The following is a 13,525-nucleotide window of genomic DNA, read 5'->3' on the forward strand; positions in this document are numbered from 1 at the left end:
GATGAAATCCTCTTTGATTAGCGTTCAGTTAAGGTGAGTGATGAGGCTTTTACTTCGATCTTTTGTTTTGGCTGAACCAGCTCCGAACCGAGCAGTGCCAGTGCAAGCCATAATCCGAGCATGCCGATAATGCCTATCCAGCCATTTCCATCCATAGTGAGTTGGTATGGATACAGCCCTGCATCGAACTTGGCGATGGTTTGCACTTCCATGATGGTAAACCAGCGAATCAGCCATGCACTTGCCAGTGCGGCAGCAGACACAACACAGAGCCCTATGACGTGACGAAATCTGGCTGATGCGGACTTTTTGGTATCGCGCAAGAAGATGAAAGCGAGCAAAACACAACCTAAAACGACAAAAGTGAGCAGGGCAATGTTGTGCATCCATTGTTCGCTAGAATAGAGCGAAAATGCGGAATTGTTGGATGCCCAAATCGGTAGCAGTATCAGCGTTAATACACCGCTGGTAACCACTGATTTTTTAAGTAAATTAGTATCGCCAGATGTCAGCGTCTTTGACTGACTAGGCAGCAAGAGCCAAATCAACAGAGAAAATCCGACCGCGCTCATAAACGCAGTGACAAACCAAAGAACCGGCGACGCGGGTTGGTGCCATAAAGAGCGCGATTTAACGACTGCAATTTCAGCGCCTGTGTAGACTGCAATGGTGATGCCTGATAGCACCGTGATAACAGATACCATAAGCATGACTCTACGAGAGCGCGCCCAGTCACCCAGTGACAGCTTTGAAATTAGAGGCAGTACTTTCCCTGGCTGATTACGTAAGTTGATCAGATCCTCGCGGAGATACAGCCATGCAGTCACTACCGCTAAACCTGAGAAAACAGGCAAGAAAAGCGACCCTAAAGACATCCATGACCACGGAGTGATGTGTGCGTAAAAATGCCATGCGCGTCCCGGTTGGTGAAGGTCGCCAGTTAACGCTAATGGCCCCACGATGGCGCCGATGGCCAGCGTCAGAACAAGCGCAGCGCGCAGTCTGTGACTGGTGTGTTTTTCAAATAATAGGGCGATTAGGAATAAAACAGCAGCCGCATAAGCCGAACCGATGTAGAAGAAATATTGCACCGCCCACGGGAGCCAAGCCATCGCTTGAGGTTGGACTAACACTTCGGTGATGTTCATGCGCGCTCTCCCTGTGGGTCGTAAATAGCAGGTTGTCCGTCGATGTGGCTGGTGAAGCGTTCATCCATGCCGATGTAAAACACGTGAGGCTTGGTGCCTTCATTGGGTTTTAGCACTTTGATATCGTCTTGGTGCTTCGCAATTAAGTGGCGGACTTCACTTGATGGATCATTCAAATCACCAATTACACGTGCACCGCCAACACAGGTTTCCACGCAGGCAGGCAATAGACCTTGTTCTAGACGGTGAGCACAGAAGCTACATTTATCTGCGGTGAGGGTGTCTTCATTGATAAAGCGAGCATCGTAAGGGCAAGCTTGTACACAATACGCACACGCTACGCAGCGACTGTTATCCACCATGACAATGCCATCTTCGCGCTGAAAGGTTGCTTGAACCGGACACACTGCCACGCAAGGCGGGTTGTCGCAGTGGTTACAAAGGCGCGGTAGCATAAAGGCTTTTGCTTCTCGCGTGGCTGTAGAGCCATCATCTAACGTAACTTCGTATTGCTTTACGGTGGTTCGGAATTGACCGATTGGCGCTTGGTTCTCGATGCTGCAACCCACAGTGCACGCTTGGCATCCGACACATTTACGCAAATCTATCACCATGGCATAACGCTTGCCGACTTGTCCTTTTCGGTCAGCGGACTGGTTATTTCGAATAATGTTTCCCGCAGTTGCCGTGCCAATGCCTGCGACTGGAATTAACGCGGCTCCGGCTGTGACCGCGCTGAGAAAGCGACGTTTGGTGGAATCCATAACTCACCTGCTTTTTTGTTGTATTTGAATTGAATGCTTCCATTGTGAGAAATGCACCGCGAGGCTTATATTGTGGATTTCCACATACCCAGATCAAACTTGATCTAAAACAAATGTGGTTTAGGGAAGGTAGCTGTTATTCTTGTCGTACTCTCTTGACGGAACGATTCGACTCATCATGAAAAAAGCACTGTGGCTTCAGCTTTGGATTCTTTGCTTAGTTGCCTTTGCATCTTTGGCTCACGGCGCAGTTTCTGAACAAGCAGATCTGCAAGGAATGCAAGAGCAAAAAGCAGAGCAGCCACAGGCCAAGCAAAAAGTCGAAGTGGGCGTGTTAGCGATACGTGGTCATCTTTATGCTGAGCAGAGATGGCAACCGACCATTGATTGGCTCAATCAGCAAATTTCCGATGTGCATTTTGTCCTTCATCCCCTTAACTTGGATGAAATGGGCGAAGCGGTGAAGTTTCAGAAGATAGATTTCATCTTAACCAACCCAGGTCAGGCAGTGCGATTGGGCAGGCAATACGCGCTGTCGTGGATGGCAACGCTAACCAGCAGAGCCCCACAAAACTCGAATTACGGCATTGGTTCGGCGCTTGTGGTTCGAGCCAATTCAAGTTATCAAACGGTGCAAGATGTCTCAGGACGTCCCGTTGCAGCGGTATCAGAAAAAGCCTTTGGTGGTTATCTCACGATGCGCTATCAAATAGTCAAAATGGGTCTTAATCCAAACGATTTCTTTTCTGATGTCCGCTATCTTGGTTTTCCTATTGATGCCAACCTGTATCAATTACGTGATGGCAATGTGGAAGCGGCCGTTGTCCCTGCTTGTTTATTGGAACAGATGCTAAGTGAAGGGCTTTTACAACCGAGTAATTACCGAGTTTTAAATCAACAGCCGAACGAGCGTTCGTTATGCGCTGTTTCCACACCGCTTTATCCGAACTGGTCATTTGCCAAAACAGAGCGCGGCTCATCTCAGATTGCCAAACAGATTGCGCAAGTATTGTTAGCGATGCCACCTGAACACCCTGCGGTTATTGCGGCAGGCGCGTCAGGTTGGACGTCCCCCGTCAGCTTGCTGAGTATCGACAAACTGTATCAGGCGTTGGATCTCCATCCGTTGCAACAACCTTGGTGGAGTGAGGCTCTACGCTGGCTGCGTAGTCATCAAGAATGGGCATGGGCGCTGTTCATGTTTGTGATTGTGTTGAACGCGTACCACTTTGGGCTTGAGTATCGATTTAGCAAGAGTAAGCAAGCGTTGGAGCAGACATCGTTACGATTAAAAGAGAAAAGTGAACAGTTAGAACATTCACAAAGGGTCGCGATTGTCGGAGAAATCGGCACTAGTCTTGCTCATGAACTCAATCAGCCATTGGCAGCCATTCGCAATTATAGTGAAGGCGGTTTACTTCGCTTGGCCAAAAAACGCCCACATGAAGATATTGTCCCTGTACTTGAGAAAATACAGGGCCAAGTTGAAAGAGCCGATGCAATTATTCAGCGATTAAGAACGTTGATTCGCAAGCGCAGTGTCGACAAAACGTCGTGCGATCTTCAAGTACTCATTGATGACACGATTGAGTTGCTCCATTTTAGAATGCAGAAGCAAAACATTTCTATTGTGGCCAGTACAGAAGGGAACATTCGTCCGTTACTTGTCGATGCAGTTGGCGTACAACAGGTTTTAGTTAATGTGATCAGCAACGCGATTGATGCGTGTACTTTGTTCCAAGAGAAATATCACTCATCAGGCTATCAAGGTAAAATTGCCCTGCATTGCGATTACCAAATCAATCAACTCTCTATTCGAGTGTTAGACAATGGTACAGGGTTGCAGCAAGAGAATCCGACTCAAGCGTTTGTGAGTAGCAAAGAAGAAGGGCTTGGGCTGGGGTTAGCCATTTGTCGCGATGTGATGGAAATGCATGGTGGCGAGTTTGTCATCAGCTCGACAGCACCACATGGTTGTTTGGTTGAGCTTGTGTTTCCATATCAAAACTAATCTGAACTAGGCATAGGAGCATTCAATGAGCAGCGGTGAAAAGCAGCTACCTGTTTTTGTAGTCGATGATGATGAATCGGTGCGTGACTCGCTCGCTTTTATGCTGGAAGAGCATGACTTCAACGTGACGACTTTTGCTGATGGGCAATCTTTTCTCGATAAAGTGAACATTCATCAGGCCGGATGCGTGATCCTTGATAGCCGAATGCCCAACCTTCGTGGTCAGCAAGTGCACCAAGTTTTAAATCAAGCCAACAGCCCGTTGGCCGTTATTTATCTGACAGGGCATGGTGATGTTCCGATGGCGGTCGATGCATTACAAGCTGGGGCGGTCAATTTCTTCCAAAAACCAGTCAAAGGCGATGAACTGGCACGAGCTATTTTGCAGGGACAGGCGCAGTCTGCCACAAACCTCGATATGGCAGCAGCAAAATCGGCTTATGAATCGCTCACACCTAGAGAAAAAGACATTTTACGTTTGATCATTGAAGGAAAGCGCAACATTCGTATTGCTGACGAACTTTGCATAGCAATGCGAACGGTTGAAGTACACCGAGCCAATCTATTGAAGAAGTTCTCGGCAAAAACCGTCGCAGAGTTGGCATATATTTATGGCAAGCTAGATTAAAGCTTAGCGAGTGAAGCCTCTTAAGGTTATTTAGGGGATACAACTTGAGCTTTATGACGACTCGCGTATTATCTTCTTCGTTCTTACTTTATCTGAATTCTTATGAGTTTGTTGACTAAACGACATCACACGCCACATAAGCGGGCAAAATGGCTACTGGCGATTATTGGCTGGGTGGTGGTTGTGTGTCTGATGCAAAATTCAGGCTTTGCATCGTCATGCTCTATGAAATATGAGACGGAATCGCCCGCGGTTTCACTTGCTGATGAGCGTTCGAGCGTCAAGTCGATTGATACTAAAGAAACTAGCAAGTGCGAATTGTCTGAAAAGTTAATTCAGTTTTCTCAACATCAACTCGATGTATTTATTGTTGTTCTGTTTGTCGGTCTTTTTGCTTCGGCAATTTGGTTGTGCAGTGCCTATATTGGTGCGCAACATTGGACGGAACCGATAGGCCGTAAGTATCGAGTCCATCTGACTTTCTGTGTGTTCCGAGAATAAAAGCGTGCTTTCTGACCACTAGCGTCAGTTATTTAGCACCTTTGTCTTTATAACTAGGAATCACTATGAATCAAATTACTAAACTGACTCAGTTTGCGTCCATGTTTTTTATGACGCTTGCTTTGAGTTTGCTCTCTCTGAGTGTTTCAGCTCAAACTACTGATACAGGTTGGCTGACCAACCCACAACATCCTCCAGTGCAAACGCGCTTTGTGCTCACTGGTCAACAAGATCCGCAAGCCAAAACAATCACTGGTTATCTGGACGTCAAGTTGGCTGGGGACTGGAAAACTTACTGGCGTTCACCTGGTGAGGGCGGCGTAGCACCATCTATTGATTGGCAAAATTCACAAAATTTATCCAAAGTGGATTGGCAATGGCCGCACCCACAAAAATTCGAACTATTAGGTATCGAGACTCTTGGGTATAAAGGCGACACTTTGTTCCCCATGACGCTGCACGTCGAAGACATGTCCAAACCTGTCACGATTGATGCGGTACTGACACTTTCTTCTTGTACGACGATTTGTGTGCTGACGGACTATCAAATTCAATTGACGTTCTTGCCTTCTGATCTAACAGTCGATGAAGGCGTGATGTTCAGTTACGCTCAAGCAGTGAGCAACGTGCCGCAGCCATCGCCGTTTATTGATGTTACTCAGGCGAGTTGGGATGCGAACCAATCGAAACTACAAATCAAGCTAAAGAACAGTCAGGGTTGGCAACAACCACAAGTGCTGGTGGATGGTGTCGATGAAGCAACGCGAGACTATAGCTTCAAGCTTGAAGGAATGCATCAAGAAGGAAACATCGTCACCGCGAGCTATATCGTTGATACTTGGCTGGGCGATGTGGAGTTAGATGATCAGTCGCTGTTTGTGACCATCAAAGACACCAATTTACTAGCAGAAGAAACCACTCAAGCAACTGCTGAGGCAATAGTTGAACCGTTGCCGAGCACGTCTCTAACGAGTGTTTTTCTATTCGCGTTGCTCGGCGGTTTAATTCTTAACATTATGCCTTGCGTTCTTCCGGTTTTGGGGATGAAGCTAAGTAGTATTGTTGCCGCTCAAGGTATCGAGCGTCGTCAAATTCGCGCTCAGTTTGTTGCCTCGTCACTTGGTATATTAACGTCGTTCTGGATTCTCGCTGGTTTTATTTTGGTGCTCAAGCTAACAGGTAATGCCATTGGCTGGGGCGTGCAATTTCAAAGCCCTTGGTTCTTAGGTTTTATGGTGTTGGTCACCACTTTGTTTGGGGCCAATATGCTGGGGCTGTTTGAAATCCGTCTATCATCGGGTACCAATACATGGCTGGCCTCGAAAGGTGATAACTCCCTAGTTGGTCACTATGTTCAAGGTATGTTTGCCACATTGCTTGCGACGCCTTGCTCCGCGCCTTTCCTGGGAACAGCCGTGGCGTTTGCCTTGGGTGCCGACGTATTAACGTTATTTGCAACTTTTACAGCATTAGCATTGGGTATGGCACTGCCTTGGATCTTAGTCGCTGTGTTTCCAAGTATCGCGCTGAAACTACCAAAGCCCGGTCCATGGATGAATGTCGTTAAAATAGCGTTTGGCATAATGATGTTGGCAACCAGCGTTTGGCTACTTTCATTAATGGCAAATCATGTACCGATGTTATGGATTGCACTTATAGCTGTGGTTGCTTTTGTTGTAATGATGGCAAGAGTTAAGAAAGTGTATGGTGAGAAAGCGCTTGCAGTATCCGGAACTGCGTCATTAGTGTTGATAGCTGGTGGCTTATTACTTGGTAGCGTCACTGCCGACCAATGGGCGACACCGCTTCCTGAGGACTTAGCGTGGCAGAAGCTTTCTAACTCGGCGATTGAAGATCACGTCAATAATGGGCGAGTGGTGTTTGTTGATGTAACGGCAGATTGGTGTGTCACGTGTAAAGCGAACAAGATCGGTGTGATCTGGCAAGATCCTGTCTACTCATTGCTGCAAAGCCCTAATGTAGCGACGTTAAAAGGGGATTGGACACATCCGGACGGCTCGGTAACTGACTTTTTACGAGCTCATGGGCGTTACGGTGTGCCGTTTAACATCGTCTATGGCCCGGCGGCGCCACAAGGTATCCCGTTACCTGTGATTCTGACTGATGATGTTGTTTTAAGCGCGGTGAAACAAGCGAGTGGGGGAGCCATTCAATGAGTTCGACAAAGCAGCGTAGAACATTCCGATATTGGCTCATTCAAATCGTACAGATGGTGCTCATTGTCACCGCGATTTCTATCGCGATGGATTGGTATCGCACCAAAGATATTCCTAAACAGGAGGCTCCACCATTGAGCTCCGTATTGAGCGATGGTGAATACTTCGATGCAATCGCGCAAAGTTATGAACAACCTGTCGTTGTTTATTTTTGGGCGACTTGGTGTCCCGCTTGTAAATTTGTAAGCCCAAGCGTGAGCTGGCTGAGTGATGACTACACCGTAGTTGGCGTCTCTGGCTCGTCGGGACCGAATGAGCGTGTGGCGCAGTTTATGAGGGCAAAAGAATATCGTTTCGAAAACATAAACGATCCTTCAAGCGATATTATGCGCGAATGGAAAATTAGCGTGACCCCAACCATTTATGTTTTAAGAAATGGTGAAATTTCCTCTGTAACAACTGGCGTTACCACTCCGATAGGAATACTAGCGAGAATTTGGTTAGCTCGATAACGCTATAAAAATCCGATATTCAAAATATTGAGTATCGGATTTTTTCTTTTTATTTTCTCGCTCTAACGGGAATAATAATGTGTGCGTATGGCATACCATTCCACATCACGTATGGGCCATCATAACTTGAACCGGTTGGTAGAGAGTCGAGCAACACTTGGTCTAGGGTAATAATCATCATGTGTGGTTCTTCCACAATCCATTGGTTATCGTCCGTTATTCCTTCTGAAAATGGGTCGGTGTTATTGGCGCCGCCATCACCCGCTAACATGCCAAAAAGTACAATTAACTGAAATGAAATTAGTTAAATAGTCAGATTAATAAATTAAAGCTCAATTTAATAAAAATTAAAGTTTGATAAATTTAATTATAGAGTGCCCTTAAAAAGGAAGTGTTATTTAAATTTAAAATAGTAATTGATAGTTTTACTATGTTAATTTAATTGTTTATTTATAAACATTTTTTCGTCTATTAATACGCATGGTTTAAAACATCTGGGCTGTCCTGCTTTGAAGCGTGACCAAAAGATGATAAATAGGTGTTTTTAGTGATATGAGCTGAGTTTATTTGTAATCTATATTTTCAACACCTAATTCCCTTCGTATGGCTAATCGTATAAAACAACATTTTATCTTTATTGTTGTCACGCTAAAGCGTACTTTCTTAATTATATGATTAGTTATAAAGGTAACGAGAATGGGATTAAAAATCCGTGGCTCTGTTGGTATAAATGGCACTAATTCGAAAAATGATGTGAAAGCAGTTCAACAATTTTTAAATGATAACCAAAAGAGAATAGGTTTTACCCGACTGTTGGTTGTTGATGGCTCGTTAGGGCGGAGTCCTCATTTGTCGAAAACAGTAGAGGCAATAAAAGTGTGTCAGCGTAAGCTACTTTATATGGTAAAGCCAGATGGTCGGATCGATGTAAATGGTAGAACTCATCGTAAGCTCAATGGATTACCATCCTATAGTTCAGTGAAAAATGATCCTCATGATGCTCAAAAACTAGTAACCAAAGTGCCTTGGATGAAAACAGCGTTGGGAGAAATTGGACAAAAAGAAGTTTCAGGCACTAAGGCCAATCCAAGGATTTTAGAGTATTTTACAGCATCTAAGTTCTGGGGCACTGATGACTCTGGAGGTCAAAATGCTTGGTGTGGTTCGTTTGCCGCTTGGGTTTTTAAACAACACGGAATCACTCCAGTAAAAGAAGCTTATCGAGCAAAGGAGTGGAAGGGTTTTGGTAAAAACATCTCAGAGCCTATACATGGAGCTCTAGGGATTAAATCGAGAAAAGGTGGTGGGCATGTTGCTTTTGTCGTGGGAAAGAGCCCTGATGGTAGGCATTTGTACATGTTAGGAGGAAACCAAAGCAACCAAGTCAATATAGCAAAGTACTCTATTGATGTCTGGGACAAGTTCGTAGTACCGAGTAACTACGATGAAACAAAAGGTACTTTACCTATATATACAAAAGGCTCTGCCTTAGCAGGAACGGAAAGTTAAATATGAAGAAATTTATAAGTTTGCTAGGCTGTGTGAGCTTATCAGCTTGTGCTTCACAGGGAGTGTACTCTCAGAATGAGGTACTCAAAGATGCGATATTTCAAACGCCCTATTCTGCAGTGGTGAAAATTACAGGTTTTGAAAAGTTTGCTGAACACGAGGAAGATGTTCTCTTTAAAGTTCAAGCAGAAGTGATTCAGAAACTTCGTGGAGACGTTGGGTCTGAGATTACTTTCAGTATGTATGGCGAGCTAGGAGATGAGCCCAATATACACAATGATCCTGTCATTCTCACACTATGTCGTGATAAAGATACATATTATTGGCCTGGAACGGGGGCTGAGTTTGGGGCTAATCAAGAGAACATATTAAACGCTCAAGAAACAGCCGCTCACTTGGATACAGAACAGCGCCATTTTGCACATTGTTCAGAATGAAATGGGTGGTGGTTGAAACGAGCGGTTACAGAGCTTGTTAGTCGCCATCGTAGACAGCGTCTTTGCTGAATGATTCGTCGAGATTTTTTAGTCTTTGATTGTCAGAGGCGACTGACAAAGCCTTACCAACTGTGACAACCAAACCGCTATTAAAGCAGGATATTATTCCTTCAACTTTGTGTTTTAGGAGTAGTCATTAGACTACCCAATAATTGTTGGAATAAATAATGACGAAACGTTGGCTTGTCTCCGCTGTGAGCATCGCGCTGCTCGGCGGTGGTACGTATTTCTATCTCCAATCTGCTGCTCAACCAGAATTGCTGCCTACATTGATTGTGGAAAAAGGCACGATTGAAAAACAAGCGGTGGCTGTTGGTAAAATTGTCCCTGCACACTCTGTGTCTATCAAGTCACAAATCGACGGTATCGTCGGTGAAATTTACGCGAAAGTTGGTGAAAAGGTGAAGCAAGGCCAGCCGCTGATCAAAGTGCGTCCAAACCCAACACCCCAAGCATTAACGGATGCATCGGCAGAACTCATGCGTAGCGAAGCCGATCTGGAATCCGCCAAACAAAAACTGTCCAACTTAGAAAGCTTGGTCAAGCAGGACATTATTCCAAGTAACTACGACGAATACGTAAGTGCGCGCTCGGCAGTCAAATCTGCGCAAGCGGACGTATTGCAAAAGCGCCAGAATCTCGAACTCATCCGCAGTGGTGAGGCGTCTATCGGTGATGCGCGTTTAACGTCGACGATCTACGCGCCAATTGATGGCACGGTACTCAACCAGAAAGTTGAGGTCGGAGAGCCGATCATCTCGACTCAATCAAGCCAAGCCGCGACTGAAATGATGTCATTGGCCGACATGAACAGTCTGATTTTTAAAGGTAGCGTCAGTGAGCATGATGCTGCGCAGTTGTCTCCGGGAATGCCCGTTATGTTGACGGTTGCGCCTTATCCTGATGTGGCGATTTCTGGTGTGCTAACCAAAGTAGCGATTCAATCTGAGAACCTTAACTCACCAGAAGGCAACGCTTCGGCTAAAAGTTTTGATAACGGTTTTGAGGTTGAAGTGGGAGAACTCAAGATCCCACAAGATGTGTTGCTTCGTTCTGGTTTTTCATCGACGGCTCAAATCATTCTGAAGACTTCTGAAAACGTGCTCACGCTACCGGAGCGCGCTCTGCAATTTGATGGTGACGCACCGAATGTTCTGATCCCCGATAGCTCAGAACAAGGGTTTCATAAACAACCTGTGAAACTCGGTCTGTCAGATGGCATCAATGTCGAAGTGCTTGACGGCGTGGAGCTTGATGAAGAGGTTATCGACAACAGTATGATGGGAGCGGCGCATGGTTAAGCTGCAACGATCAACAATCGCCTTTGCATTGTTGGCTGCCACGCTCAGTTTGCCGACCTACGCAATTTCTATTGAACAAGCTTGGCAACAAGCAAAGCAGAACGATCCAAATTACGAAAAAGCGAAAATCGGCGTCCAGCTTGGCGAGGTTGGCGTACAGAGTAGCCGCAGTGCGTTATTGCCGGGTTTAAGTGCCAGTGCGTCAGCGGATTGGAATGAGTCCTCAAGCCATTCCAACAGTTACGGCGCTACCTTATCTCAAACTATTTGGGATAGCAGTTTGTGGTCGGAACTGGATCAAGCGAATGCCAATTATCTCAAAGCACAGTTAGAGCTATCTCAATCACATAACGAGCTTGCGCAGAAGTTGCTCACCGCTTACCTAGATGTGGCAAGCGCACAGGGCGACCTCAAATTGGCGCAGTCCAAGCTGGAGGAGGGGAAGGAACTTCTCAACATCATCGAGAAACGCTATCGAGCAGGCAAAGTGAAGTCGGTTGATGTTGAAGAGATGCGAGCGAATCAAGTCTCTGAGCAAGCAAGTATCCTCAATGCAAAAGCCGATCTCGAAGTGAAAAAAGCAGAGCTTGCGGCGTTAATCAATCAAATGCCGGAGAGTGTCGACCAAATTCGAACGGATTCTTTGATTCAGCCACCGATGCTGGTGGACTCTCAGGAGCAATGGCTAAAGCTGGCGAAAGACAGTAGTCCAGAGCTGTTGGTGGCGGCGCAGATGGTGAAAGCGAGCGAGTTCGCGAAAGATTCAGCTAAAGGTGGATACTACCCAACCGTCAAAGGCAGTGTGGGCTACAGCGATGGTGATAGTCGTTCAAACGGCGAGTTTAACGCTGGGATTAGTTTGAGTTTGCCGATTGACCTCAATGGTGCAGTGCGAGCGAAAGTGGACGAAGCATCGTTGAACATTTTAAGTGCCAAGCAAGATATGCGTAGAGTGGAAATTGATATTCAGAAACGAGTTATTCAGCAGTTTACGCAGGTCGATATCAACTGGAATCAAGTTTTGATAGCGAACGAGCTGGTTGAGTCGCGCGCCAGAGTGTTGCAAAGCAAAGAGAAACTTTACGACGCTGGCCTGCTTGAAGTGTCGGAAGTTATCAGCGCACACAACAGCTTGTTTGAGGCGAAAAACAGTCTGCAAACCAACTTGTACAGCTACTGGCGCAAGAGAATCGGCTTACTGCAAACCGCAGGGAAACTCGATGACGATACCATGGCGTTGATCTCTCGAGCTTTTCATTCATGAGCAGTCTATTGCAACAAACTTGGCAAACGTTGATGGCGCACCGCATGAAGAGCGTGCTGGCCATTATCGCGATTGCTTGGGGCGTGATCTCTGTGGTGGTGTTAATCGCACTTGGCGAAGGCTTTTATCGCCATCAGACCCAGTCGTTTTCATTTATGATCAACAATGTGCAAGTGGTGTTTCCGTCGAGTACCAGTAAACCGTGGCAAGGGTTACCTTCAAGACGACAAATTGATATTCCACAAGAAAAAGTCGACATGATCAAACAGTCAGGCTTCGTGCAACAGGCGTCAAGCGTTTACGCCAAATGGGATGCGAATATCACCAATCTCAAAGGACAGAACTTATCGAGTACGGTCAGCGGTATTGATACGTCTTACTTTCCTTTAATACAACGCAAGCTGCAATCCGGTTCGAGAAACCTGTCACCAAGTGATATGAAAAACCACACTCGCGTGGCAGTGTTAGGCGATCAAATTGCGCAAATGGGCGGAATCCAAATCGGGGATAGGCTCAAAGTCAACGGCATTCCGTTTTTGGTGATTGGGATAACCGTTGGTGAGGACACTGGCATTTCATTCGGCGATAGCCGCACGGTTTTCATTCCTCAAACAACGTACCGCGATTTGTGGGATGCGAAACCTTGGATGGTATTGATGAAGCCGAGAGACGGGATGGATGCACCGTCGTTTCGACAAAATATCGTGAACTTTTTCGCCAAGCAGCTTCATTTTGACCCAAGTGATAAAGATGCGGTCGAATTACCCGATTTTAGTGAAGGTGCGGCGGTCATCAGTGGAATTTTGCGTGGCATTCAGATTTTTCTCGGAGCGAGCGGCGCGATGACCATGGCGGTCGGTGCGCTTGGCGTTGCCAACATCATGTTTTTATCTGTCACGGAGCGCACGCGTGAAATCGGTGTGCGTTTGGCGATCGGGGCGACTCAAAAATCCATACTCAGTCAGTTTATTCTTGAAGGGCTTATTTTGGTAGCCGTGGGCACGGCATTAGGTCTGATGTTTTCGTATGCAGTGGTATCTGTCCTAAGCAGCATGGCATTACCGGAATGGATTGGTTTGCCTGTGATCACGCCAGATTCCATTGCTTGGTCTTTACTTGTGACGCTTATCTTGGCATTGATGGCATCGTATTTCCCAGCAAGGCGAGCATCGCGTCTCACGCCAGTCATTGCTTTGAGTGCGAGGGCTTAGTC

At 46.2% G+C, this 13,525-nt stretch carries 13 protein-coding genes; 10 read left to right on the forward strand and 3 right to left on the reverse strand.

Annotated features, from left to right (window positions below):
- Positions 1-17: 17 nt before the first annotated feature.
- Together nrfD and dsrO are read right to left on the reverse strand one after the other, a co-directional pair.
- Entirely contained in the window at positions 18-1,148 is a 1,131-nt protein-coding gene (nrfD, locus tag R7P64_RS10600; RefSeq protein ID WP_318123480.1) for an NrfD/PsrC family molybdoenzyme membrane anchor subunit, read from the reverse strand.
- Positions 1,145-1,912: a sulfate reduction electron transfer complex DsrMKJOP subunit DsrO gene (gene dsrO / locus R7P64_RS10605; RefSeq protein WP_318123482.1), complete on the reverse strand. Its 768-nt coding sequence runs from the start codon at positions 1,910-1,912 to the stop codon at positions 1,145-1,147. The genes nrfD and dsrO overlap by 4 nt, the downstream gene beginning before the upstream one ends.
- Positions 1,913-2,090: 178 nt before the next feature.
- Between dsrO and R7P64_RS10610 the strand changes: the two genes are divergently transcribed.
- From R7P64_RS10610 to R7P64_RS10630, 5 genes are all read left to right on the forward strand, one after another.
- Positions 2,091-3,923: a sensor histidine kinase gene (locus tag R7P64_RS10610; RefSeq protein WP_318123484.1), complete on the forward strand. Its 1,833-nt coding sequence runs from the start codon at positions 2,091-2,093 to the stop codon at positions 3,921-3,923.
- A 25-nt stretch (positions 3,924-3,948) separates the two neighbouring features.
- Entirely contained in the window at positions 3,949-4,551 is a 603-nt protein-coding gene (locus R7P64_RS10615; protein WP_172563548.1) for a response regulator transcription factor, read from the forward strand.
- A gap of 102 nt (positions 4,552-4,653) precedes the next feature.
- Positions 4,654-5,052, forward strand: coding sequence for a hypothetical protein (locus tag R7P64_RS10620; protein ID WP_005376702.1), 399 nt, complete (start codon positions 4,654-4,656; stop codon positions 5,050-5,052).
- Between the two features lie 65 nt (positions 5,053-5,117).
- On the forward strand, positions 5,118-7,229 hold the full coding sequence (locus R7P64_RS10625; protein ID WP_318123485.1) for a protein-disulfide reductase DsbD family protein: 2,112 nt from the start codon (positions 5,118-5,120) through the stop codon (positions 7,227-7,229).
- Entirely contained in the window at positions 7,226-7,741 is a 516-nt protein-coding gene (locus R7P64_RS10630; protein WP_054729250.1) for a protein disulfide oxidoreductase, read from the forward strand. Before R7P64_RS10625 ends, R7P64_RS10630 begins: the two co-directional genes overlap by 4 nt.
- A 49-nt stretch (positions 7,742-7,790) precedes the next feature.
- Here the strand turns inward: R7P64_RS10630 and R7P64_RS10635 are convergent, their stop codons facing one another.
- Positions 7,791-8,012: a hypothetical protein gene (locus tag R7P64_RS10635; RefSeq protein WP_005385790.1), complete on the reverse strand. Its 222-nt coding sequence runs from the start codon at positions 8,010-8,012 to the stop codon at positions 7,791-7,793.
- 425 nt (positions 8,013-8,437) lie between these two features.
- On the opposite strand from R7P64_RS10635, the gene R7P64_RS10640 reads away from it, so the two are divergent.
- The 5 genes from R7P64_RS10640 to R7P64_RS10660 all read left to right on the forward strand — a co-directional run bounded on the left by R7P64_RS10640 (position 8,438) and on the right by R7P64_RS10660 (position 13,523).
- Positions 8,438-9,250, forward strand: a complete 813-nt coding sequence (locus R7P64_RS10640; RefSeq protein ID WP_115386178.1) for a TIGR02594 family protein — start codon at positions 8,438-8,440, stop codon at positions 9,248-9,250.
- Positions 9,251-9,252: 2 nt separating this feature from the next.
- Positions 9,253-9,687: a hypothetical protein gene (locus R7P64_RS10645; protein ID WP_017633884.1), complete on the forward strand. Its 435-nt coding sequence runs from the start codon at positions 9,253-9,255 to the stop codon at positions 9,685-9,687.
- A 227-nt stretch (positions 9,688-9,914) separates the two neighbouring features.
- Positions 9,915-11,048 carry an efflux RND transporter periplasmic adaptor subunit gene (locus R7P64_RS10650; protein WP_005385784.1) on the forward strand — a complete coding sequence of 378 codons (1,134 nt, stop codon included), beginning with the start codon at positions 9,915-9,917 and terminating at the stop codon, positions 11,046-11,048.
- Positions 11,041-12,312, forward strand: a complete 1,272-nt coding sequence (locus R7P64_RS10655; protein ID WP_005385783.1) for a TolC family protein — start codon at positions 11,041-11,043, stop codon at positions 12,310-12,312. The genes R7P64_RS10650 and R7P64_RS10655 overlap by 8 nt, the downstream gene beginning before the upstream one ends.
- Entirely contained in the window at positions 12,309-13,523 is a 1,215-nt protein-coding gene (locus R7P64_RS10660) for an ABC transporter permease (protein WP_025623335.1), read from the forward strand. Before R7P64_RS10655 ends, R7P64_RS10660 begins: the two co-directional genes overlap by 4 nt.
- Positions 13,524-13,525 lie beyond the last annotated feature (2 nt).

It is taken from the genome of Vibrio sp. 2304 (assembly GCF_033339475.1).
In the GTDB taxonomy this organism is placed as follows: domain Bacteria; phylum Pseudomonadota; class Gammaproteobacteria; order Enterobacterales; family Vibrionaceae; genus Vibrio; species Vibrio alginolyticus.

Coding starts and splice junctions, on each gene's coding strand:
- R7P64_RS10660 (WP_025623335.1), top strand. CDS start 12,309: ATGAGCAGTCTATTGCAACAAACTTGGCAAACGTTGATGGCGCACCGC.
- R7P64_RS10645 (WP_017633884.1), top strand. CDS start 9,253: ATGAAGAAATTTATAAGTTTGCTAGGCTGTGTGAGCTTATCAGCTTGT.
- R7P64_RS10655 (WP_005385783.1), top strand. CDS start 11,041: ATGGTTAAGCTGCAACGATCAACAATCGCCTTTGCATTGTTGGCTGCC.
- R7P64_RS10620 (WP_005376702.1), top strand. CDS start 4,654: ATGAGTTTGTTGACTAAACGACATCACACGCCACATAAGCGGGCAAAA.
- R7P64_RS10640 (WP_115386178.1), top strand. CDS start 8,438: ATGGGATTAAAAATCCGTGGCTCTGTTGGTATAAATGGCACTAATTCG.
- R7P64_RS10610 (WP_318123484.1), top strand. CDS start 2,091: ATGAAAAAAGCACTGTGGCTTCAGCTTTGGATTCTTTGCTTAGTTGCC.
- R7P64_RS10625 (WP_318123485.1), top strand. CDS start 5,118: ATGAATCAAATTACTAAACTGACTCAGTTTGCGTCCATGTTTTTTATG.
- nrfD (WP_318123480.1), bottom strand. CDS start 1,148: ATGAACATCACCGAAGTGTTAGTCCAACCTCAAGCGATGGCTTGGCTC.
- R7P64_RS10615 (WP_172563548.1), top strand. CDS start 3,949: ATGAGCAGCGGTGAAAAGCAGCTACCTGTTTTTGTAGTCGATGATGAT.
- dsrO (WP_318123482.1), bottom strand. CDS start 1,912: ATGGATTCCACCAAACGTCGCTTTCTCAGCGCGGTCACAGCCGGAGCC.
- R7P64_RS10630 (WP_054729250.1), top strand. CDS start 7,226: ATGAGTTCGACAAAGCAGCGTAGAACATTCCGATATTGGCTCATTCAA.
- R7P64_RS10635 (WP_005385790.1), bottom strand. CDS start 8,012: ATGTTAGCGGGTGATGGCGGCGCCAATAACACCGACCCATTTTCAGAA.
- R7P64_RS10650 (WP_005385784.1), top strand. CDS start 9,915: ATGACGAAACGTTGGCTTGTCTCCGCTGTGAGCATCGCGCTGCTCGGC.